The sequence below is a fragment of the Cyanobacteria bacterium FACHB-DQ100 genome (genome assembly GCA_014695195.1).
Classification (GTDB): domain Bacteria; phylum Cyanobacteriota; class Cyanobacteriia; order Leptolyngbyales; family Leptolyngbyaceae; genus Leptolyngbya.
On sequence record JACJNW010000028.1, the window covers coordinates 240,557 to 261,556 of the forward strand.

Here is a 21,000-nt window from a genome sequence, read left to right on the forward strand (position 1 = left end):
TCTCCCCCAGGGAGAAGGGTTGGGGATGAGGGCTGAAATGCCCATGCTTTCACGAATCAAGATTGCTATAGCTTTAATAGCTGACGTTGATTCACCAACTGCACGAAATTCGATAAAAGCTGTAATCCAGCCGTGGAGGATTTCTCTGGATGAAACTGAACAGCCATGAGATTCTCACGAGCGATCGCGGCTGTAACCGTTTGTGTTCCATGTGTAATTGTTGCGGCACGAACGCTTGGATCACTCGGTTCAACATAGTAAGAATGCACAAAATACACCCAAGGAGCTGCGCCTAAGTTCTGCCACAGAGAACAATCCGGTTGTGTGAATTGAAGCTGGTTCCAGCCCATGTGCGGAATGGTTAATCCAGGTTCCGGCTTGAAGCGTTTAACAGTTCCAGGAACAATGCCTAATCCGGGTTCTTTGCCTTCTTCGCTCGATTCAAAGAGAATTTGCAATCCTAAACAAATGCCTAAAAAGGGTTTACCACTGTCGATCGCATCTTTGATCGGTTGCACTAAATCCCGCGATCGCAAGTGCTGAACGGCTGGATCGAATGAACCCACACCGGGAAGCACCACCGCATCGGCTTGCTCAATTTCTTTGGCAGAATCCGTGATGAGCGTGGCTGCGCCTGCGTTGTCTAATCCTTTACAAGCAGAGTGCAAATTCCCCATGTCATAATCGACAACAGCGATCGTCGGCATCTTTCAATCCTCTAGTCTGGTATCTAAATTCTAGATGAAAATCTTATTGACTTCGTTTACAACTTGGATGGAGCATCAACGATCGAATGCTTCCGATGATTTGATTCAAGCCATCTTAGATCGAGAGCGCTTTCACCCAAATTGCCATTTTCTTAGACAGCTTCCGGTTGATTTTGAGCTTGCACCGAAGCAAACGATCGCGAAAATTAATGAGATTCAACCTGACGTTACGATCTGTTGTGGAATGGCAGAATCTCGACAGTGTTTATCGCTTGAATCAAATGGAAAGTTTCAGAGTGAAATTCTACGATCGCGACTTGATCTAAAGCACTTGATGGAATCAACGATCGCCACCGAAATCAGTCATGATGCTGGAAATTTTGTCTGTAATTATCTGTATTACTGTGTTCTCAAACATTTAGAAAGCCTAAATCGACACTGTATCTTCATTCATGTGCCAGTTTTAACCACTGAGAATACAGAAATTATTGTTCAGGATTTTTTGAACATTCTCGATCGAATTTGCATCCAATAATCCATAACAAAATACGAAAAAATTGCACGATCGCGCCCAACAAGTGCGATGGTATTTGACTGAGCATTCTTAGGTGAACTATGCGACGCGCTTGGATTCTTGGATTGTTGATAGCTGTGTTAACGATCGCACCTTCGGCTTTCTCCCAGCCAAAATTAACCGACATTCAAAATCATTGGGCGCGATCGTGCGTTGAATCTCTGTCGCAAAAATCAATCATTCGTGGATTTCCGAACAATCAGTTCCGACCGGACGATCCAGTGACTCGATCGCAGTTTGCTGCAATGGTCGTGAATGCTTTTCCAGACCAAATGAGTGCTCCCACCCGCGCACCGATTCAATTCCGAGATGTACCCGCAAATTTCTGGGCGCAAGATGCCATTCAAAAAGCGTATCGATCGAACTTTTTCTCCGGCTTTGAAGACGGAACCTTTCGACCCAATCTAGAAATTCCTAGAGTACAAGCCTTAACCGCACTAGCCAACGGATTAAAGCTTAAGCCGACCAATGAAATCGAGCTAACAAACAAAACATTTGCCGATCTTCGGGATATTCCGAACTATGCGAAAAGCGCGATCGCAGCCACAACCGAGCGCAAGATCGCAGTCAACTTTCCCAATGTTCAACGCCTCAACCCCAATCGAACTGCAACCCGTGGCGAAATTGCAGCGTTCCTCTGCCAAGCTCGATCCGACACCAAAGGCTTGATCAGCGATCGCTATCTTCCCAACCCTGAACGACAAGCAAGAGAAATTCGCGGCGTTTGGTTAACCAACATTGATAGTGATGTGTTGTTCGATCAGAGTAAGTTGAGCAATGCAGTCAACGAACTTGCGCGATTGAACTTCAACACACTCTATCCAACCGTTTGGAACTGGGGTTATACGCTTTATCCAAGCCAAGTGATGAAGCGAGATGTTGGACTTGCGATCGACCCGCGCCCAGTTGCCGCAGGATTGCAAAACCGGGACATGCTCAAAGAAATGATCACCGAAGCGCACCAGAAAGGAATGGCTGTCATTCCCTGGTTTGAGTTCGGATTCATGGCTCCTAAAGATTCGGAGTTGGCGCAAAAACATCGCGACTGGTGGACACAAAAGCGCGACGGCTCAACCGATTACGAATCCGCAGCGCTCGATCGTGTTCAGATTCCTGTTTGGTTTAATCCCTTTAAACCAGAAGTTCAACAATTCATTCTCAATCTCGTTACCGAAGTTGTTGATAACTACGATGTCGATGGCATTCAGTTTGATGATCACTTTGGCTTACCCGTTGCATTCGGCTATGACGATTACACTGTGAATCTCTACAAGCAAGAACACAACGGAAAAGCTCCACCTGACAATGCTAAAGATCCAGAATGGTCGAGATGGCGATCGGACAAACTCCAAGCTTTCCTAGCGAAACTGTTTCAAACCGTCAAAGCCCGAAAAAACAAGGTTCTGATCTCGCTTTCACCGCTCGATCTGCCTTACGCCTACGAGAACTTTCTAGTCGATTGGGACAAGTGGCGACAAGCAGGACTAATCGAAGAAGTGATCCCGCAAATCTATTTTCAGGGGCAGAAATTCGACGATCGCATCAATCCCAACACTTGGAAGACCTTACGTGCTGCCCGTGATCACATTCCAACCGCAATCGGGATCTTAAGCGGATTGTCCAGCACCCCACGCCCGATCGACGAACTCCAACGACAAGTCAAAGCCGTTCGAGATCAAGGCTATGCAGGAATGTCGTTCTTCTTCTACGAAACGCTTTGGAACAAATCGCCTGAACCGATCGATCAACGAAAATCAGGCTGGCAGAGCATATTCAAGCAGAAAGTTCAGCGAGTGAGTCTCGTTAATCCCTAACTTCATCCCAATTACTCGATACGACAAACTCCGCCTCAGTTCAAAGTCCCCCACTCGTGGGGGATTTAGGGGGCAGAAGCCGATCGCAACGAAGCCAACACCCAGCGAACTAACCTTTCTTCAATGCCGCTTACTTCTCGTAATCCGTTTTCTTAAAAAACTCCCGCAGATCGCTGAAAAACTTCTCTCGATCGCTCTCCTGATACGCCGCTCTCACCCGATTCCAGCCATCCTCTTGCTGCCCAAGCAAATACTTATCCGCCAAATAAGCCGCCAAAATTCCTTTGACCTCAGCGTCTTTCTCGGTTCTCACTTGCTGATAACCCTGCCACAGTTTGTAAGCATCGCTGTAAATCAGCTTCGGATATTGCCGCGTCACATCGATCATTTTTCCATTGTCAAACCGCCAAATCTGAACTGGAAACGCCGAAGCCGCATAGCTCGTAAACGCATAAGCAAAACGATCGTCCGCACTATAAAATTCCGTTTTGCCATCGCGATCGAGATCCCGCAGTTGATAGCCCAAATTGCCCCAATAGGCTTGCGATTCCACATACTGCTTCTGAGCAGAATCGTACTGATAAATCAATGAATACTCACAGCAATGCGCCCCACCTGTATACATATCTGCAATCACTTCGGGGTCTTTATCACCATTCAAATCCCGAACAACAAACCCACGATCGCGCTCATTCATCCCAAACGAAACCATCGGACGATCGTACTCAGAAATCTTTGGCGCTTGATCAAATACAGTCTGTCCCGATCGCTGAATCTTCAATCGCACATTCTTGACTTGGGGAAAGCCATCGGTTGAAGTCTGTTCATATGACAATTCAGCTTTCACCTCTCCTTGCTGTACTGTCTTTGTCAATACTTCCGCTCGAACTGGCAACCCCACAAATCCCAACACTCCCAAACCCACTAAAGCAATCGCCCGAATGCTCATCATCGCAGTATTCCATCACTGCGTTTAACTACGCTTCAAGAGTGAGGAATTACGAAATCCTGTCGCTCCCGCTTCGGACGAAGTTTCCAGTAGTCTGACAATGAAAAATGAACAGGTTTCAGCAACGCATAAAGCACTGTGAGAATGATGAATGTTAACACCATTGTCATCAATGGTTCCTTTGCAAACATCGCATCAAATACGCTATCGACAACATCATTCCAATTCGTCAGCAGGTTCCAGCTATTAAACCGCAGAAATCGTCCTAGATAAATCCCGATCGCGCTCAGCAAATGAATCGATAGTTCAACCGGAAAAATATATCGTCTCAGTCCTCGCTGCTTCAGGTAGTGCCCCACATTCAGCAGCGACATCACATACGCCTCGAACCCCGCGAAAAGAAACAAAAAGAAAAGCGGCACATAAACCAGTGCAACCGTCCAGATCGACGAACCCGCCCGCACCCATCTGACAAAATGAATAATATCCGTGAGAATATAAGGCGCGTTCGGCAGAAAGGCAATGAACACCGCAACCCCAAACCACCACAGGGGAGAGCGATGCCGACGCTCGATCGCGCCACCCGGCAAAGTTAGGGTCGAATTGCCAACTTGCACCTGCCGAAATAACCATACACTCAGGACTAGCGGAATGACGGCAAGAAACAGATTCCAGCCCATCCAATCGACGTTGTGATAGAGCGTATGCAGCGCTTGGGCGACAAGAGACTTAAGCGGCAAGTCCAGCATCTTAGACACTCCTCTAAAAAATACTTTCCTGCAATCTACTCAGCCCGTTTGTCGATCGTATGACAATGCCGTCTAAAAAAAGTTGCCCTAGAAAATACTTTCCAGGGCAGGGTACGAGTAACACAATGAAATTAGAGGTTCAGCTGATTGCCGCGACGATATTGCGTGTAAGCAGCAACAAACAGACCCGCCAAGGTAACGGGCACAAGTCCCAATACAATACCCAGCAAAATTGGCTCAACCATGTTTGAATCTCCTCGGTTCGTAAGATTTTGAAACTTAAATCATGAAGGTCTCGTTATCTATTATCTTAGCCGTTCTTGTCCGCTCCACATAGAGCAACCCTTGTACATCAACCGAATCACAAGATTTTTTTGGCAAGATTACAGAATTTGCTGCGGCAGGAGGAGCTGAAATTTGTTAAAGTCTGTTTAGTATATGAGTGAACAAATTTTACAGTCCTTTTATAGAATCCTCTTTTGAACCAGCAGCTTGTCAAATCTGAAGGGTCGCCCCAAAAATTACTCACGATCGCGCTCGTCGTGTGTTTTGCGATCGTGCTGTCGCTTCTGGGTGCAAACCAACTTCATCGGACTGATCCCTATGTGCAGGAAGTTCTCTCGATTCCAGGGGATGCCATCCAGGGTCATGCCATCTTTCAAATTAACTGTGCAGGTTGTCACGGAATCATGGCAGATGGCAAAGTGGGGCCGAGTTTGAAAAATGTCTCTAGTCGCAAGTCGCGTACTCGCTTGATAGAGCAGGTGATCAGCGGACAAACGCCTCCAATGCCCAAGTTCCAGCCCAGTCCCCAAGAGATGGCAGACCTGCTGGAATATCTAGAAAGTTTATGACCCGATCCTGATTCTGCGTGCCTCGGCATCAATTCGGCTGCGGACGGCTAAGCTAGCAATTCCGTTTACTCTCAAGCCGTAACGAGACTGAAATTGTTCAACTGCGGCACGAGTCGCAGCATCGTAATATTGAGCGATCGCAAAGTTACTTCTCAAAATCAGCTTCAGATTGTTGCGTAGATTTCGCATGACTCTAGACAACTGCTCTTCAGTGTCGCGATTAATCGCACCCGTTTCAGAAAGCCCATACAGTCTCTGAAGATCCCGGATTGCCCGCACCGTTGCGGGATCACTGAGCGGTGCTTGCGGATTAATGTCATACCCAAACCCAGCCAAAATTGCTTTGATTTGAGGCTCAGTGTAGATGCTCAACTGCGATCGTTCAGCAGGAATCGTAGGAGTCGTAGGTGTTGAGGGAGTGGTCGGAGGGGTGAGAGGATCTTCATCGTTGAGAATGGCATTTAATCGCCGCCGTGTTTCTAGCGTTGCAGTTCCCGTGATAGGTAAGCGATTTTGCTCCTGAAATTGTTTGACTGCTGCTTCAGTTTGCCTGCCGTAGAACTGACTTCCCGGAAGTTGGGGAGAGGGTTTTACAGCACGATTTAAGCCAGATTGCAGCGATCGCACAATCTCCGCTGCTTTGTCTTGCGTGGGATTGTTTAACGTTCCATCCACAGGTAAAGCGTATTGAACTTGAAAGTCTCGAATCGCCTGCTGAACCCGTGGATCAGTGATCGGAGCATCCAACTGCACCGCATAGCCCAGTCCATTCAGCACAGAGATAAATTGTGCTGGGGAATAGTCTTGCGATCGGGCTGCATTCGCGGCTTGAGCATAGGTGACGATCGCGACACTTCCACAAACCACACCGGAAATTAACCTTGCGTTCCACATATCCAATTTATGATTTTTTCTGAGCAAATTATCGCGCGTTCTGCGGTGTTGCGCTGCATTTGCTAGAAGGGATTAATTGAGAAACGAACACTTTTTCCCACTTTATGACTTATTCGCTTCGCATTGCTGATCTTCCAGAGAGTGAACGTCCGCGCGAACGTCTGATCGCCCAAGGTGCAAGAACACTTTCAACGGCAGAGCTTTTAGCTATCTTGCTCAGCACGGGTTCAGGAAAGCTCTCAGCCGTTGGATTGGGGCAGTACATCCTCAAGGAACTAAGTCAGCATGAGCGCGATCCTCTGAGTGCGCTGCGTGAGGTGAGCATTGCAGAACTGACCAAAGTTCCAGGAGTGGGAACGGCAAAGGCGACGACAATTTTAGCGGCGATCGAGCTTGGCAAACGAGTGTATCAATCCCGCCCACCGGAAAAAACTGTGATTGATGATCCAAATGTTGCTGCTGCTGCGCTCAGTCACGAATTGATGTGGCAAACCACAGAGCGATTTGCAGTTTTGATTCTAGACGTAAAAAACCGGCTGATTGCAACGCAGGTAATTACGATCGGCACTGCAACCGAGACGTTAGCCCACCCCCGCGAAATTTTTCGAGAAGTGATTCGGCAAGGAGGAACGCGAGCGATCGTCGCGCATAATCATCCATCTGGAAACACTGAACCTAGTACCGAAGACATCGCCCTAACCCGTCAATTATTCGAAGGCGCTCGATTCCTTGGCATCCCGATTTTAGATCACCTAATTTTAGGTAATGGCACACACTTAAGTTTGAGGCAAACCACTGCACTCTGGAATGAAGTTCCACAAGGCATATAAACCGTGTATACACAGCTTTTGCATACACGGTTCCCCTCTACCTACAAAACGCCAGCGTTACTAAGTCCAAGAATCACACCTGCACCAATCACATGACCTAAGCTCATTGTTCCAAGCAGTTCGGGAAATCCAAAGCCTTCAAATAAGGCGGGTGACTCTAACGGTAATTTCGGACCCACGCCGCGATTTTTGATCGCAAAGCGTCCGATCGCAACCGAAAACAAACAGCACAGCGTCATGACCAAGCCAACCGCAGGTGTCCATTCGACGGTTCGGGGCATTGTGGCAAGTAGTGTTGAGTAAAGCAACGTTTTTCTCCTGAATCTTGCTAAATCGAAACAATTCACAAGATCCATAGATACCTGTTCGCTGAATTCTCTGATCAAGATTGTTGAAAGAGTTAACGATCGACGACCGGAGCCTCAACGATTCCCTTCGCCTCTAACTCTGCCGCAACCCGCAGCACTAGCGCTTCTTGATATGGAGCCGCGATGATTTGGACACCGATCGGGAGTCCCGATCGCTTGACCGGAACCGAAACGATCGGCAACCCAATAAACGACAACGGCTGAGTAAACATCCCCAAATTCGGACGCACTAACATTTCCTGCCCGTCTAAGGTCATCGTTTGCTGCCCGATGCGGGGTGCAACACAGGGAGTCGCCGGAGCCAAAATAATATCCACTTCTTGAAAAATTTCGCGAACTTGATCGCGAAACCACTGCCGAAATCGCTGCGCTTGTACGTACCAGTGTCCCGGCACTAATGCCCCTGCAAGCAGCCGATCGCGCACGGCAAAATCAAAATCCTGCGATCGGGTGCGTAGCTCCTCAAAATGTAAATTTGCTCCTTCCGTTGCCGTAATCACAAAGGCTGCGGCTCGCGCTTGCCCTGGTGCGGGTAAGGTTATACGACGAGTCACGCCTAGCGCTTGTGCAACTTGTTCGACAGCAGCAAACACCTCTGGTTCGCCGCCTCTGGCAAAATAGTCATCCGCGATCGCAATCCTCAATCCCTCACTACCTTTAGAAAGCTCCGGCAAGCAGAACTCCGGCGATCGCGCTGTACAAACCGGATCGCTCGGATCATGCCCCTGCATCACGTCAAACAAGAGGGCAAGATCTCGCACTGATCGGGCAAACGGGCCGACATGATCCAAGCTGCCCACAAACGGATAGGCTCCCGCTCTCGATAGCCGTCCATACGTTGGTTTCAGCCCAAAGATGCCACAAAACGACGCAGGAACCCGGATCGAACCGTTCGTATCAGACCCCAAGCTAAAGGGGACTAATCCGGCGGCGATCGCGGCGGCTGATCCTCCTGATGATCCGCCTGCGCTACGACCAAGATCGTGCGGATTGCGAGTTGCTCCGTAATGCGCGTTCTCGGTGGTGAAGCCGTAGGCAAATTCATCCATGTTGAGCGCTCCAACCAAGACGGCTCCCGCTTCCTTCAAGCGTTTGATTAACGCAGCATCTTGAGTGGCTGGAGGTTTCTCTGCATTAATTTTCGAGCCTGCGAAAGTTGGAATTCCGGCGACATCGAACAGATCTTTCACCGCAAAAGGAACACCTGCTAACGCACCTGGATCTTCTCCTGCGGCAATTTTTTGATCGATGCGATCGGCAGCTTCTAGCGCCGACTCGGATAAAACCGTCGTGAAGCAGTTGTAAGTTTGGTTGTGTTCTGCAATTTGAGCAAGGGCGGCGGCTGTCACCGATTTAGCGGCGACTTCTCGGTTGCGGACGACGATCGCGGTTTGAGTCGCGTCAGGAATGTTCATGGTTCAAATACCGGGGCGGCTTCGATTTCTTCGGGTAACGGAAACTCTAGCACCAACTGCGCGACCGTGTGAATGCGTTCCATATTGGCAACCACGCTCTCACGGTACTCCGCTGGAATCGGCAAACCAACCGCTTCAGCCATGATTTCGACAAATTCGTTTGCGTTGTTCATTTACTGACTCTCGATATACGCTCTCCAACCACCGTACTGCGTGATTTCGACCTGACCTTCGCACAAAAACGGCTCACCCAAAACTCCTAAAACCTCTGTACCGTCTGCGAGCCGAACTTTTCCAATACACAATCCAGGTGGCTCTTGCACCAATAAAGCTGCTAATCCACTTGCCGGAACCGCCCACACTTCAACCACGATCGCAACTCCGCCTTCTTTCACTTTCAGCATCGCCGGATGACGATCGTGAATCGACCAAATCCGATAGCTCGGTTCCGTCTGATCCTCACGCAAAAACTGGGCATTAAGCGCCAATAAATTCTGATTCAGTTCTAAGCCGCGCATCAATGTTCCATTGACCGCCAACTGTACCGCGCCTTCCATAAAGTCATAACTAAGCTTGTCTCAAATAGTGTACAAGCGCATGTAACCCCAAACGGTAGCTATCGGCTCCAAATCCACAGATCTGTCCGATCGCAACGGGCGCAATATAAGAATGATGCCGAAATTCTTCCCGCTTATGAATATTGCTCAGGTGGATCTCAACCGTCGGAAGATCGACCGCAGCGATCGCATCCCGAATTGCCACGCTCGTATGAGTATACGCACCTGGATTGATTAAAATTCCTTGGTGTTCTCCGAGTGCCGCTTGAATCGCGTCCACTAGAACACCTTCATGATTCGATTGCAGCGCTGTAAGTTCAACCTGGAGCGATCGCGCTTCTTGCTTCAGGCGCTGATTAATTTCTTCCAGCGTAACCACACCGTAAACCCCAGGCTCTCTTTTACCCAGGAGATTAAGGTTTGGTCCGTGGAGGACCAAAATACTGCTCAAGCTGTTTACCCCGTCATGGGTGTAGGACTAACGGTGGCGATCGCGCACTGGAACTGGAATGGGAATAAGTTCCGCTTCTGGCTCTTCATCAGGACCCATCAGAGTCTCGATCACACGTCGCGCCCATTCTTTGAGCTTTTCCAATACCTTTTCAATATAATCCATCGGTCAGACGGCTCCTTTGATTGGGTTTAAGGGTACTAAAGTCAGAAGTACCTAAGCACTCTCTGATTTTAGCAAGGAGTTTTTCCAAACCATGACTCCCAAGTTAGGAGATCAGTATTCATTCATCATACCGAAAGATAGATTAAAATCAAGCGGCAAAGCTTAAGCGCCGCTTAATAGTATCCGTCGAAGCTGGTCGAGCGCACTGCAAGCACTGACTTGACGCACCCAATCACGTCCACGATCGCCAAACAGATAGCGCTGACTGGTTGCGCCTTCTGAGTTCGCTAAGCCAATATAGACCAGTCCAACGGGTTTTTCGTCGCTGCCGCCTCCGGGCCCAGCCACCCCTGTAATGCTAATTCCCCAGGTTGTTTCCAAACGCGATCGCACTCCGGCTGCCATTTGTTCTGCCACGATCGCGCTCACCGCTCCTTGAGTAGCGATCGCCTTTGGGTCAACGCCTAAAAGCCGTTCTTTGACTGAATTATCGTAGGAAACCACACCGCCCCAAAAGTAAGCAGAACTTCCAGAAACGCGGGTGAGCATTTGCCCTAAACCGCCTCCAGTACAAGATTCGGCGACGCTCAGAGTCGCTTGTCGCTCTTTTAGAAGTTCACCCACCACTGATGCCAGCGACTCTTCATCGGCTCCGTAACAATCAATGTCTGCAATCTGCCGCAGTTGCTGTTCAACAGGCGCAATTAACTCTTGAGCCACTTGCTCTGAGGCTGATTTGGCTGAAATTCGGAGCTTAACTTCGCCGTAGTTGGCGTAAGGTGCAACGGTCGGATTCTGCAAATCGAAAAATGTACCAACTTTCTCAGCCAGAGCTGATTCTGAAATTCCCCAAAAGCGCAAAGTGCGGCTGACAATAATTTCTTTTCCACAGCCTTGCTGTCTGAGATACGGAACTGCAATTTCATGCCACATCCGCTTCATTTCAGTAGGCACACCCGGAAAAGTAAGGATCGTTAGATGCGATCGCGGCTGCCAAATCATACCGGGAGCGCTCCCGATCGGGTTGTGCAAAATTTCCGCACCTTCGGGAATCAGCGCTTGCTTGCGGTTGTTGTCGGTCATCATGCGACCACGCTGAGCGAATTTTGCGGCAATGTCTTCAACAATCTCGGCTTTTTCAATCAGCGGCGTTGAGAAGAAGTCTGCGATCGTTTCGGTCGTCAAATCGTCCGGGGTGGGACCTAATCCCCCTGTGAACACTAGCAAATTGGCACGATCGCTGGCAATTTGAATCGCTTGCTTTAAGCGCTCCGGGTTATCCCCAACCACCGTTTGAAAATAATGAGGAATTCCGAGTTCAGCGAACTGTTGAGCGAGAAACTGAGCGTTTGAGTTGAGAATATTCCCTAACAGCAGTTCGGTGCCAACGCTGATAATTTCTGCATTCATCTTGCTGTCCGCCACACTTGCCAACTGGTTACGCTCAAGATGATGGTCGCGGCGATCGCATATCCAACTCCGCTCGGCATCCCGGAGACTGCCATCGCCAAACTTCCTGCCCATAGAGTCAGCGAATAGATAAACAGCACGGCTAAACGCTGAGACAATCCAGCTTTCAGCAATCGGTGATGCAGGTGACGTTTATCGGCAACAAACGGGGATTTACCGCGACGAATGCGATCTAAAATTACGGCGGACATATCCAAAATGGGCACTGCCAAAATCACATACGGAAGCAGCACGGCAACGGTAGTGACGCTCTTCACCAAGCCAATCACACCCACCCCCGCCAGCATAAAGCCGATAAAATACGCACCTCCATCACCCATGAAGATCTGAGCCGGATTGAAGTTGTAGCGCAAAAATCCGAAGGTCGCTCCTGCAAGTGCTGCCGCAAACAGCGCTGCTTGGGGCTGCTGCATAAATAAGCAAGTCCAGAACATTACAAAGGCGGCGATTCCTGAAACGCCTGCTGCGAGTCCATCGAGTCCATCAATCCAGTTAATCGCATTTGCCATGCCGACGAGCCAGATGACGGTAATTGGCAAACTTGCCCATTCTGGAAGTGAAACCAGCCCTGCGATCGGATTGGTTAAGAAATCAATCTGCACCCCCGACTCCCAAGCTAATCCCGCAACTACAACCTGCAAAATCAACCGAGTTTTGGGAGACAGATTGAACAAATCATCCGCCAGCCCAATCAAAAAGAAGGCAATCCCGCCGATCGCCAAGCCCCAAACCTCTGATTCTTTCGTCGGTTTGAGCAGTCCAAAGCCACCTATCCACCAAACGATTAATAGAGCAATCACCACTCCCAGAAACATCGCCACGCCGCCGAGACGAACCATCGGTCGTTGATGAACTTTGCGGTGATTTGGCTGATCTACCAATCCTACGCGCTTACCAAAACGGTTAATGATTGGGGTTGCAACAAGAACAACCAGGAATGAAATCAGAAATGCGGCAAAAAACGGCATTAGAAATCGCAGGTAGGAAGGACAAAAGCTTCAGGCAGAGTTTACTACAGATTCGAGAATCCTTAGCAAAGAATTATGAACTATATTTTCTGTTTCATTCAGAAATTTATTGTCAAAATCATCATCTGTCTGAAGTTAGTTCTATGTCATTCCCAAAAATAAAGGCATCCACTGATGGATGCCCTTACAGCAATAGTCTGTGCCTTGAAAACGAATCAGGGAAATTACCGAGGCTTTACACTAACGCCGGAACTTGAGCACTGAGATGGGGGTAAAGCGGGAAGCGATCGCATAGTGCGGCAACGCGACGACGACAATCTTGAGCAACGCTCTCGTCTTCAGGGCTAAGTAAGCGATCGGCGATGATATTCGCAATCTCCGTGAATTCTGCTGTACCCATGCCGCGTGTGGTCATCGCGGGCGAACCCAGTCTCAGACCGCTCGTGACAAACGGAGAAGCGGGATCAAAGGGAACGGTGTTCTTGTTCGCGGTAATGTTCACGCCACTGACGAGCTGATCTGCCACTTTTCCGGTCATGTTGATCGATCGCAAATCCACTAGCATCAAATGGTTGTCAGTACCATCAGAAACTAGCTTAAAGCCGCGATTTTGAAGCTGAGTTGCCATTGCTCTTGCGTTCTCAATCACTTGACCTGAATAGGTCTTAAATTCCGGCTTCAGTGCTTCTCCAAAGGCGGCTGCTTTACCCGCAATCACATGCTCCAAGGGGCCGCCTTGGCTACCGGGGAAGACCGCTTTATCTAACTGCTTACCGAGTTCGGCATCGCGGGTGAGAATCAATCCACCTCTAGGCCCGCGTAGGGTTTTATGCGTGGTGGTCGTGACGACATCACAGTAGGGGATTGGACTCGGATGATGTCCCGTTGCGACTAATCCTGCAATATGAGCGATGTCGGCTAACAAGTAGGCTCCGACTTCATCGGCGATCGCTCTAAATTTCTCGAACTCGATCACACGCGGATACGCTGAATAGCCGCAAATCAGCAGTTTCGGGCGATGTTCCAGTGCCAGTTCTCGAATTTGGTCATAGTCTAAGCGCTCGGTGGTTTGACTCACGCCGTAATGTTTAACGTTAAACCACTTACCAGAGACATTTACAGGCGATCCGTGGGTCAGGTGTCCACCGTGCGACAAATCCATGCCCATGATCGTGTCTCCGGGCTGGAGTAGCGTCAGAAACACGGCAAAGTTTGCTTGTGCGCCGGAGTGGGGCTGCACGTTTGCGTGTGCGGCTCCGAACAGTTCTTTTGCCCGATCGATTGCGAGTTGTTCAGCGCGATCGACAAATTCACAGCCACCGTAATAGCGTTTTGAAGGGAGACCTTCGGCGTACTTATTGGTCAAGACTGATCCTTGAGCCTCCATCACCGCAGGAGAGGTGAAGTTTTCGCTGGCAATCAGTTCTAGGTGATCTCGCTGGCGTTGCAGTTCTTGTTGCAGCATTTCAGCAAGAGCGGGATCGGACTGAGCAAGAAAATTTGAATGCGTCACAGTGCTTGTTCCTTTAATTCGTCGATCGGAGTTTCGTAATTTTCAGTCGTGCGATTGAGCTAAAGACGGAACCGCATGGCTAGGGTAGGGCAATCTGAGACGACTCAATCACGAATTACGAATGGGGTATCCGGGATTTTTGATCATAACGCTGTTCGATCGAGACTTTGATTGAATCTCTGGATTTTTGGAGAAACTTTGAATTCCGACGCAGAGCCGAGGAAAAAAACCTAAAGCGATTATATGTATTCGATAAAGTGCTTCAGCAGATTCGATCGAGGGGTGAACGATGAAACCGACTCAAGGTATACTCCCTCTCGTATTGAGAGATTGAAAAACCTATGGTAGCGGTTGCAATTCTGGCGGCAGGTCGTGGAACGCGGATGAAATCGGATTTACCCAAGGTGTTGCACCGCTTGGGAAGTCGATCGCTCCTTGAGCGAGTTTTAGGCAGCGCAAGCGCGATCGCGCCATCACGTCGATTGGTAATTGTGGGCTACCAATCAGGGTTAGTCCGTCAGTCGCTCACTGAGTATCCGGAGTCGATCGAGTTTGTTGAACAACCTGAGCAATTGGGAACAGGACACGCCATTCAACAGTTGATCCCATTTCTTGAGGGATTCGATGACGATTTGATTGTGTTAAACGGTGATTTGCCGCTATTGCGTTCTGAAACGCTGACCTTGCTGCTCGAAACTCATCGATCGAAAGGCAATGCCGCAACGCTTCTTGCCGCTCACGTTCCTGACCCAACAGGATATGGGCGCGTGTTTTGTGACGAGAATCAAATTCTGACTGAGATTATTGAAGATCGCGACTGCACGATCGAGCAAAAACAAAATCGCCGGATCAATGCGGGGGCTTACTGTTTTCGCTGGAAAGATCTCGTTCAAGTGCTCCCGAAGCTGACCCCGAATAATCAGCAGAAGGAGTATTACATCACTGATGCCGTGAACCATTTCGATAAAGTTACAGTCGTCGATATCGCGGATTATCAGGAAGTTTTGGGAATTAACGATCGCGCTCAACTGGCTCAGGCTTACTCGATTCTGCAAACGCGGATTCGCGATCGCTGGATGAGGGAAGGCGTGACGATCATCGATCCAGCCAGCGTCACGATCGATGATACGGTCGAGCTTGAGGCGAATGTAACGATCGAGCCGCAAACTCACCTACGTGGGAATACTGTGATCCGAGCAGGGAGCCAGATCGGCCCAGGTAGCTTAATCGAAGACAGCCAGATCGGGAAAAACGTTACCGTGTTGTTTTCCGTTGTTAGGGGCAGTGTGATTCACGCGAACGCCCAGATTGGCCCCTACTCGCATCTGCGATCGCCCGTTGAAATCGGTGAAGGCTGCCGAGTCGGAAATTTCGTTGAACTAAAAAACTCGAAACTAGGCGAACGAACGAATGCAGCGCATTTGTCGTATTTGGGCAATGCCACGATCGGCAAGCGCGTCAATATCGGAGCAGGCACGATTACCGTCAACTACGATGGCGTGAAAAAATACCCAACCACGATCGGCGATCGTACAAAAATTGGCTCCAACAATTGTTTGGTTGCCCCCATTACGATCGGTGAAGATGTCACCACTGCCGCAGGCTCAACCATCACCGAAGATTTACCGAACGATTGTCTGGCGATCGCTCGTGCCCGCCAAGTTGTCAAACCCGGATGGCGCAGAAAGGACACTCCAGATCAGTAACGTCAACCAGAGAGAGTTTAGCTAAGCAAAAGCGCTACGGTAGCAGGGTGTTTCTGCTGCTGTAGCGCTTCAAATCGTTTGCTCGATCGCGAACTGTCTTATCTCAGTCCCCCAATCTGTAGCGAGTATTTAGAGATGTGGGATTACTTCAACTTCTGCTTCACAAAGGTCAAGAGCTGACCCATCTGCTTCTTCAAGCCATCAATCTCAGCCTGCATTTTTGCAACTTTCTGATTCAGCGCTTCAATTTGAGCCGCTTCAGACGCGGTCGCAACTGGAGCCGCTTGCGGCGAAGGCAACGGCGCTGGACGGCGTTTCGCCTTTGCCATTGCAGCCTTGATTGCCTCAATCAGACCCTTCTGGTCAAACGGCTTCTGCACAAACTCAAAATACTCAAACGGCTCTTGTAGCTTCTCTGCTACTTCTTCTTTGCGCCCGGACATCAGCACCAAAGGAATTGTTTGCAGTTCAGCGGTACCCTGGATTTGCTGATAAACTTCCCAACCGCTCATTCGAGGGAGCAGGAAATCCAGCATGATCAGCGTCGGACGCTCCTGCCGAATTAAGTTAATTCCTTGCAAACCATCCTTGGCTTCCAACACTTCAAAGTTACCTTTCGGCAACATATCTCGCACCATGTTCCGAATCACGGCGCTATCATCGATGACTATGACTTTGTGACTTGCCACAACTGAACTCCTCTAGGGTGATCTAGAAAATCGCAATTGAATCGGGGAAGATTCGCCGGAAAACGATGCAATAGAAACCTCACTGCACTCCTAATCGAATCATTACGGAAAGAAGCAGGGTTGCAATCCTGCAAACTCCGTGCCAAATGTTACTCGATTTGGTGAAATACGGACGGCTTTAGTACCCGACTCCGCTGAATTGCTCCCTTATAATGGCGATAGGTCAAAAAACTTCATATTTTTTGCTGCTGGCTTGCGCCAACTTTAGAACGAACTGACCCTTAGCATTCCCTTGTTTATGTCACCCCAAACGAATCGATCTGCAATTTCTGAGCGTCGTGCGATCGTCTCTGCCCTGCCTGATTGGCTACGCCGTTCGATCGGGAGTGCCAGTGAAATTTCGACGGTGCAGCAAATTATTAAACAGCGGCAGATTCACACGATTTGTGAGGAAGGGCGCTGCCCCAATCGGGGAGAATGCTATGCCCAAAAGACTGCCACGTTTTTACTGATGGGGCCTACCTGTACGCGATCGTGCGCGTTCTGCCAGGTGGATAAAGGACACACACCGATGCCGCTCGACACGGAGGAACCCCGAAAAGTTGCGGAATCGGTACAACTTCTGGGATTGCGATATGTCGTGCTGACCTCAGTAGCGCGAGATGATTTAGCTGATCAAGGCGCGGGTTGGTTTGCGGAAACGATGCGGCAGATTCGCGTGCTCAATCCACAAACTCAAATCGAGGTCTTGACTCCGGATTTCTGGGGCGGACGGCAAGACGGCACTTCACCTGAAGCCTTACAGCAGGAGCGAATCGCGACGATCGTGGCTGAAAAGCCCGCTTGCTACAATCACAACATCGAAACGATCAAGCGGCTACAGGCTCCGGTGCGACGTGGTGCTAAGTACGATCGCACTCTCCGAGTCTTGCAAACAGTGAAGGAACTCGATCCCACGATCCCGACAAAATCTGGCTTGATGTTGGGACATGGAGAAATGGAAGCAGAAGTGATCGAAACGCTGCAAGATCTAAGAACGGTCGGCTGCGATCGCGTCACGATCGGGCAGTATATGCGTCCATCGCTAGAGCATCTCCCAGTGCAGAAATATTGGCATCCTGACGAATTTGAGCGTTTAGGCAAGATTGCACAAGACATGGGGTTTTCTCATGTGCGATCGGCTCCGTTAGTTCGCAGTTCATACCATGCTGGCGAGGAAGCCTAAACTGCTGATTAAACCCTAATGGATGCCTACCCTTCGATAGAGGTTAAGAGGGATGTATCAGTTCTAATTTAGGAAATCATCGGGACTCCAGTAAGCGCGGAAAATGCAGGGTGTAAAGATTAGCCGCGTGAGGAGTAATCAAATGCAGGATTGCTGATTAGCCGCATACTTCGACCAACATTTACAACAGCGGTGAAGCTGATCTAATCAGTTCGATTGCCGCTTACAGAGTTGGAGTGCTGCACAAAAGCAATTGGCTGCAATTAAAACGAATTGCATGGGTCAAATGGCCCATCTCTTTGACATGCCCAGCTCTATTTAGCTACTCAGATTGACTTGGATGTTTCTAGCGACATAATTCCCGCCAAAATTTCGCTCCTCCGCAAGGGTGATGCTGTTATTACACAAACGTTTTTACACTGAGCGGAAGTTAAAGTCGCGCTCCTCATGACTCCTTGGCAGATTTAGCTTGCAGCGAGAATTGCAGTGAGCGCTTCCAGGGCGTTAATCATAGTCCTTTCATAGAGTCAGCTTTAGATGGTGTCAGAACAAAGTCCTACTTCAAGGCAGTGTGTGAGGAGGCAGCCTTTATTCCGCTGTACTCCACCTGAAAATCCGGATCGGCGTAGAAATCGTCTTACCACGATCGCATTTACGCTCTCATTGGGATGGTTAACCAGCAGTTTAGTGCTGCCTGCACGGGCTGCGGATCTGTCGATCGGCAACCAAGGTATCCGAGTCAATCGAAATGCAACTTTAGAAACCGATTTTGTCGAGTCTCACGGCGCATATCAATCCACGTTCGGCGTGATCAACTTGACCACGAATGAGAAAACGCCCCTGCTGATAGAAACCAAACCCTCGGATAATCCCGAAACAATTTTCCGACCGTCTACCAAAATTGATGATGTCGGCAGTCAGCAAGACTTCAGCGGAACTCCCGGAAATGCAGTTCCCCAACCCAGAGGGAAGTACACATTCCAACCGAATAACGATTACGTTTTCTACCTAGAGTCTTCATTCAATGGCAGACCTACAGGTATTCTCTATTCCACCGATCGCTTAAATCCCAACGCCGAACAGCACGTTCGGTTCACAGGCAATATCACGGAGTTATGCCAAACTGGAGGAATGCAGATTGGATGGGATGATACGGGGTCAAGAATTGTGCGAAACCGTCCAGCACAAGACCGCGACTATGATGACTTTATTGTGAGGCTGCGAGATACTGCCTGTCCCGTTGGAGGGGGTGAACCCCCTCCTGTGGTATCAGGTGCTGGGACACCTCCGGTGGCTCAAATTCCCCCTGTTGCACCGATCGCTGGCGGCGGTGGCGGTGGATTCTTAACACCGCTCCTGATTGCAGGCGGAATTGCAGGATTAGCCCTTGGGCTGAGCGGCGATAGCGACAGCGGCGATTCCTCTCCCCCGATCGACATTGGCGGCGGCGGTACTGGCGGCGGCGGCGGTGGCGGTACTGGCGGCGGTGGGGGTGGCGGTCCCACAGAGCCAATTCCAGAGCCGATGACGATTCTTGGATCAGGGGCAGCGATCGGATTTGCAACCCTAATGCAGCGCCGCCGCGCTAAGAAAAAGAAAAAAGACTAACAGTCAACTCAATGATAGAAGTCCCTTGCTGAAGGGGCTTTTTTTTGCTTAAATTCAGCCATCGAGAAAGTGGCTTGTTTCCGTAAATATTCCCATACACGTTTGAAGCTTTCATCAAGAAAGGGGAATCCTACTCGATCGCACGATCGTACTGTGCTAGAAATTAGCCATGTCTTCAGCTAGGAAAGGTGCAATGTTTGGCTTAATAAGATTGTGCGCGATCATTAGTGGAATGTCTGGGATTGTTCTGAGTAGTGCGCTGTTTCCGATCGTCACTCAAGCAAAAGAAGATTGGCTGATCGCTCAAGCACCCCTTCCTGCACCGGAATCCCCTGCTGCACCTAGCTCGGTGATTGCGCCTCCGGCGGTTCCTCCCGTCCCGCTTCCCAGAAGACCTGTCATTCGGACTCCCAGAAGACCTGTTCGCCCAACTCAGATCACGCCTGCTACCCGGACTCCCAGAGTTCCTGCTCGCCCGACTCGACGGATTCCGATCGAGCCATTCCCCATGCCGGGAGATTATCGCCGCCCACTTCCTGATTTACCTGCGCCTCCCGATATTCGCACCATGCCGCAATCAGGCGACACCATGTTGAGCGGAATTTCTGGCAGAGTTTCTTTCACACCGATTTGCTCAGTGACAGCTCCTGCAAGCACTTGCGCGACTCGTCCCTATACAGGAGCATTAAAAATTTCCACAACTTCTCGCGATCAATTCTTCCGCGTCACACCTGACGCACAGGGCACTTTCCGCGCTCGTCTCGCACCTGGACTGTATGTGATTGAACCTGACGCGCCGAATTTCCCGATCGGCACTGGACAAACCTTTAGTGTGATTAGCAGTATTGTGCGTCAGGTGGAATTCAATTTCCAGGGAGTATTGCCCCGTTAAGGGTTGACTGCTTCAACAATCCAGTCTTCTGAGTTTAAGTGATACTGATAGCGATTCTGTGGATTGCCGCGTAATTCTAGATGATCCACATCAGTTGGATTCAGCAGAAGTAGACAAAACTGCTGGAGTGGATCACTTGGGCTGGGTGCAGGAGGGGAAAAGGTTTCGTCTCCTGCGCGGGGCTGTCCTGGATGCGCCCAAGCAAACTGAGTTCTAGCGCTATCTGATAGCTCTTGCCATATTTGTTGTCGTGCTGTTTGCAGTCGCTGGTCTGAATTTGTATGGTCGATTAGGCTCAGTTTTCCCGCAATGCGGAACTGTTCGCGAGTGTTTGGAAAGTACCAGCAGACCTCAGCCCAAGGGCAATGTTCGATGTGCTTTGGCTTTTCGCTGCGATCGTCGCTGACAAATTTAAGCTGATTTGTGTCATCCAGGAAGCCGCGAAAGACGATCGTACGATTTGCAGGTCTGCCATCGGGTCTAACCGTTGCAAGTTGGACATACCGAGCATAAGGCAGAGAGCGATTGCGATGAAGCGCACCCGCCAGAATAGAACGCCAAGGAGCTAAGGACATAGGGGAATCAAATAAATGCTTTAAGAT

The 21,000-nt window shown here is 49.6% G+C and carries 24 protein-coding genes; 8 read left to right on the forward strand and 16 right to left on the reverse strand.

What is annotated here, in order from left to right; genetic code table 11:
* Nucleotides 1–65 precede the first annotated feature (65 nt).
* Nucleotides 66–707: an imidazole glycerol phosphate synthase subunit HisH gene (gene hisH / locus H6F51_12275; GenBank protein ID MBD1823255.1), complete on the reverse strand. Its 642-nt coding sequence runs from the start codon at nucleotides 705–707 to the stop codon at nucleotides 66–68.
* A gap of 34 nt (nucleotides 708–741) precedes the next feature.
* Here hisH and H6F51_12280 point away from each other — a divergent pair, with 34 nt between their 5' ends.
* Nucleotides 742–1,242 (forward strand): peptidase C15, encoded by a 501-nt coding sequence (locus tag H6F51_12280; GenBank protein MBD1823256.1) that lies wholly within the window; start codon nucleotides 742–744, stop codon nucleotides 1,240–1,242.
* Between the two features lie 80 nt (nucleotides 1,243–1,322).
* Nucleotides 1,323–3,095, forward strand: coding sequence for a family 10 glycosylhydrolase (locus tag H6F51_12285; GenBank protein ID MBD1823257.1), 1,773 nt, complete (start codon nucleotides 1,323–1,325; stop codon nucleotides 3,093–3,095).
* A gap of 130 nt (nucleotides 3,096–3,225) precedes the next feature.
* Here the strand turns inward: H6F51_12285 and H6F51_12290 are convergent, their stop codons facing one another.
* The 3 genes from H6F51_12290 to petG form a co-directional block, all read right to left on the reverse strand.
* Nucleotides 3,226–4,047: a hypothetical protein gene (locus H6F51_12290; protein ID MBD1823258.1), complete on the reverse strand. Its 822-nt coding sequence runs from the start codon at nucleotides 4,045–4,047 to the stop codon at nucleotides 3,226–3,228.
* A gap of 32 nt (nucleotides 4,048–4,079) precedes the next feature.
* Entirely contained in the window at nucleotides 4,080–4,793 is a 714-nt protein-coding gene (locus H6F51_12295) for a DUF1361 domain-containing protein (protein MBD1823259.1), read from the reverse strand.
* Nucleotides 4,794–4,924: 131 nt separating this feature from the next.
* On the reverse strand, nucleotides 4,925–5,038 hold the full coding sequence (gene petG, locus H6F51_12300) for a cytochrome b6-f complex subunit PetG (GenBank protein ID MBD1823260.1): 114 nt from the start codon (nucleotides 5,036–5,038) through the stop codon (nucleotides 4,925–4,927).
* A 234-nt stretch (nucleotides 5,039–5,272) separates the two neighbouring features.
* Between petG and H6F51_12305 the strand changes: the two genes are divergently transcribed.
* Complete coding sequence (locus tag H6F51_12305; protein MBD1823261.1) at nucleotides 5,273–5,647, forward strand: cytochrome c; 375 nt, start codon at nucleotides 5,273–5,275, stop codon at nucleotides 5,645–5,647.
* On the opposite strand, the gene H6F51_12310 is transcribed toward H6F51_12305, so the two are convergent.
* Complete coding sequence (locus H6F51_12310; GenBank protein MBD1823262.1) at nucleotides 5,642–6,541, reverse strand: peptidoglycan-binding protein; 900 nt, start codon at nucleotides 6,539–6,541, stop codon at nucleotides 5,642–5,644. The two genes, H6F51_12305 and H6F51_12310, sit on opposite strands and share 6 nt — an antisense overlap.
* Nucleotides 6,542–6,645: 104 nt before the next feature.
* Here H6F51_12310 and radC point away from each other — a divergent pair, with 104 nt between their 5' ends.
* Nucleotides 6,646–7,371, forward strand: coding sequence for a DNA repair protein RadC (gene radC / locus H6F51_12315; GenBank protein MBD1823263.1), 726 nt, complete (start codon nucleotides 6,646–6,648; stop codon nucleotides 7,369–7,371).
* Between the two features lie 41 nt (nucleotides 7,372–7,412).
* Here radC and psaK read toward each other — a convergent pair whose 3' ends face one another.
* The 9 genes from psaK to H6F51_12360 form a co-directional block, all read right to left on the reverse strand.
* On the reverse strand, nucleotides 7,413–7,727 hold the full coding sequence (psaK, locus tag H6F51_12320) for a photosystem I reaction center subunit PsaK (GenBank protein MBD1823264.1): 315 nt from the start codon (nucleotides 7,725–7,727) through the stop codon (nucleotides 7,413–7,415).
* 44 nt (nucleotides 7,728–7,771) lie between these two features.
* Nucleotides 7,772–9,154, reverse strand: coding sequence for an AtzE family amidohydrolase (locus tag H6F51_12325; GenBank protein MBD1823265.1), 1,383 nt, complete (start codon nucleotides 9,152–9,154; stop codon nucleotides 7,772–7,774).
* Entirely contained in the window at nucleotides 9,151–9,327 is a 177-nt protein-coding gene (locus H6F51_12330) for a DUF4089 domain-containing protein (protein MBD1823266.1), read from the reverse strand. The genes H6F51_12325 and H6F51_12330 overlap by 4 nt, the downstream gene beginning before the upstream one ends.
* Nucleotides 9,328–9,711, reverse strand: coding sequence for a glutamyl-tRNA amidotransferase (locus tag H6F51_12335; protein MBD1823267.1), 384 nt, complete (start codon nucleotides 9,709–9,711; stop codon nucleotides 9,328–9,330). It abuts the gene before it with no gap.
* A gap of 10 nt (nucleotides 9,712–9,721) precedes the next feature.
* Nucleotides 9,722–10,162 carry a type II 3-dehydroquinate dehydratase gene (gene aroQ, locus H6F51_12340; protein ID MBD1823268.1) on the reverse strand — a complete coding sequence of 147 codons (441 nt, stop codon included), beginning with the start codon at nucleotides 10,160–10,162 and terminating at the stop codon, nucleotides 9,722–9,724.
* 27 nt (nucleotides 10,163–10,189) lie between these two features.
* On the reverse strand, nucleotides 10,190–10,327 hold the full coding sequence (locus tag H6F51_12345; GenBank protein MBD1823269.1) for a hypothetical protein: 138 nt from the start codon (nucleotides 10,325–10,327) through the stop codon (nucleotides 10,190–10,192).
* 162 nt (nucleotides 10,328–10,489) lie between these two features.
* Complete coding sequence (locus tag H6F51_12350) at nucleotides 10,490–11,737, reverse strand: competence/damage-inducible protein A (protein MBD1823270.1); 1,248 nt, start codon at nucleotides 11,735–11,737, stop codon at nucleotides 10,490–10,492.
* A complete protein-coding gene (locus tag H6F51_12355; GenBank protein ID MBD1823271.1) occupies nucleotides 11,734–12,765 on the reverse strand; it encodes an undecaprenyl/decaprenyl-phosphate alpha-N-acetylglucosaminyl 1-phosphate transferase in 1,032 nt (343 codons plus the stop codon). The genes H6F51_12350 and H6F51_12355 overlap by 4 nt, the downstream gene beginning before the upstream one ends.
* Nucleotides 12,766–13,000: 235 nt before the next feature.
* The gene (locus H6F51_12360) at nucleotides 13,001–14,230 is read right to left on the reverse strand and encodes a serine hydroxymethyltransferase (protein ID MBD1823272.1); all 1,230 of its coding nucleotides are present in this window, start codon (nucleotides 14,228–14,230) and stop codon (nucleotides 13,001–13,003) included.
* A 389-nt stretch (nucleotides 14,231–14,619) separates the two neighbouring features.
* On the opposite strand from H6F51_12360, the gene glmU reads away from it, so the two are divergent.
* Nucleotides 14,620–15,984, forward strand: a complete 1,365-nt coding sequence (gene glmU / locus H6F51_12365) for a bifunctional UDP-N-acetylglucosamine diphosphorylase/glucosamine-1-phosphate N-acetyltransferase GlmU (GenBank protein ID MBD1823273.1) — start codon at nucleotides 14,620–14,622, stop codon at nucleotides 15,982–15,984.
* 143 nt (nucleotides 15,985–16,127) lie between these two features.
* On the opposite strand, the gene H6F51_12370 is transcribed toward glmU, so the two are convergent.
* Complete coding sequence (locus H6F51_12370; GenBank protein ID MBD1823274.1) at nucleotides 16,128–16,673, reverse strand: response regulator; 546 nt, start codon at nucleotides 16,671–16,673, stop codon at nucleotides 16,128–16,130.
* Between the two features lie 298 nt (nucleotides 16,674–16,971).
* Here H6F51_12370 and lipA point away from each other — a divergent pair, with 298 nt between their 5' ends.
* The 3 genes from lipA (at nucleotide 16,972) to H6F51_12385 (ending at nucleotide 20,398) form a co-directional block, all read left to right on the forward strand.
* Nucleotides 16,972–17,898 carry a lipoyl synthase gene (gene lipA / locus H6F51_12375; GenBank protein MBD1823275.1) on the forward strand — a complete coding sequence of 309 codons (927 nt, stop codon included), beginning with the start codon at nucleotides 16,972–16,974 and terminating at the stop codon, nucleotides 17,896–17,898.
* A gap of 537 nt (nucleotides 17,899–18,435) precedes the next feature.
* Nucleotides 18,436–19,506, forward strand: a complete 1,071-nt coding sequence (locus tag H6F51_12380) for a PEP-CTERM sorting domain-containing protein (GenBank protein MBD1823276.1) — start codon at nucleotides 18,436–18,438, stop codon at nucleotides 19,504–19,506.
* Between the two features lie 232 nt (nucleotides 19,507–19,738).
* On the forward strand, nucleotides 19,739–20,398 hold the full coding sequence (locus H6F51_12385; GenBank protein ID MBD1823277.1) for a hypothetical protein: 660 nt from the start codon (nucleotides 19,739–19,741) through the stop codon (nucleotides 20,396–20,398).
* Here H6F51_12385 and H6F51_12390 read toward each other — a convergent pair.
* On the reverse strand, nucleotides 20,395–20,973 hold the full coding sequence (locus H6F51_12390; GenBank protein MBD1823278.1) for a pyridoxamine 5'-phosphate oxidase family protein: 579 nt from the start codon (nucleotides 20,971–20,973) through the stop codon (nucleotides 20,395–20,397). The genes H6F51_12385 and H6F51_12390 overlap by 4 nt on opposite strands.
* Nucleotides 20,974–21,000 lie beyond the last annotated feature (27 nt).

Coding starts and splice junctions, on each gene's coding strand:
- hisH (MBD1823255.1), bottom strand. CDS start 707: ATGCCGACGATCGCTGTTGTCGATTATGACATGGGGAATTTGCACTCT.
- H6F51_12280 (MBD1823256.1), top strand. CDS start 742: ATGAAAATCTTATTGACTTCGTTTACAACTTGGATGGAGCATCAACGA.
- H6F51_12285 (MBD1823257.1), top strand. CDS start 1,323: ATGCGACGCGCTTGGATTCTTGGATTGTTGATAGCTGTGTTAACGATC.
- H6F51_12290 (MBD1823258.1), bottom strand. CDS start 4,047: ATGATGAGCATTCGGGCGATTGCTTTAGTGGGTTTGGGAGTGTTGGGA.
- H6F51_12295 (MBD1823259.1), bottom strand. CDS start 4,793: ATGCTGGACTTGCCGCTTAAGTCTCTTGTCGCCCAAGCGCTGCATACG.
- petG (MBD1823260.1), bottom strand. CDS start 5,038: ATGGTTGAGCCAATTTTGCTGGGTATTGTATTGGGACTTGTGCCCGTT.
- H6F51_12310 (MBD1823262.1), bottom strand. CDS start 6,541: ATGTGGAACGCAAGGTTAATTTCCGGTGTGGTTTGTGGAAGTGTCGCG.
- radC (MBD1823263.1), top strand. CDS start 6,646: ATGACTTATTCGCTTCGCATTGCTGATCTTCCAGAGAGTGAACGTCCG.
- psaK (MBD1823264.1), bottom strand. CDS start 7,727: ATGGATCTTGTGAATTGTTTCGATTTAGCAAGATTCAGGAGAAAAACG.
- H6F51_12325 (MBD1823265.1), bottom strand. CDS start 9,154: ATGAACATTCCTGACGCGACTCAAACCGCGATCGTCGTCCGCAACCGA.
- H6F51_12330 (MBD1823266.1), bottom strand. CDS start 9,327: ATGAACAACGCAAACGAATTTGTCGAAATCATGGCTGAAGCGGTTGGT.
- H6F51_12335 (MBD1823267.1), bottom strand. CDS start 9,711: ATGGAAGGCGCGGTACAGTTGGCGGTCAATGGAACATTGATGCGCGGC.
- H6F51_12345 (MBD1823269.1), bottom strand. CDS start 10,327: ATGGATTATATTGAAAAGGTATTGGAAAAGCTCAAAGAATGGGCGCGA.
- H6F51_12350 (MBD1823270.1), bottom strand. CDS start 11,737: ATGAATGCAGAAATTATCAGCGTTGGCACCGAACTGCTGTTAGGGAAT.
- H6F51_12355 (MBD1823271.1), bottom strand. CDS start 12,765: ATGCCGTTTTTTGCCGCATTTCTGATTTCATTCCTGGTTGTTCTTGTT.
- H6F51_12360 (MBD1823272.1), bottom strand. CDS start 14,230: ATGCTGCAACAAGAACTGCAACGCCAGCGAGATCACCTAGAACTGATT.
- glmU (MBD1823273.1), top strand. CDS start 14,620: ATGGTAGCGGTTGCAATTCTGGCGGCAGGTCGTGGAACGCGGATGAAA.
- lipA (MBD1823275.1), top strand. CDS start 16,972: ATGTCACCCCAAACGAATCGATCTGCAATTTCTGAGCGTCGTGCGATC.
- H6F51_12380 (MBD1823276.1), top strand. CDS start 18,436: ATGGTGTCAGAACAAAGTCCTACTTCAAGGCAGTGTGTGAGGAGGCAG.
- H6F51_12385 (MBD1823277.1), top strand. CDS start 19,739: ATGTCTGGGATTGTTCTGAGTAGTGCGCTGTTTCCGATCGTCACTCAA.
- H6F51_12390 (MBD1823278.1), bottom strand. CDS start 20,973: ATGTCCTTAGCTCCTTGGCGTTCTATTCTGGCGGGTGCGCTTCATCGC.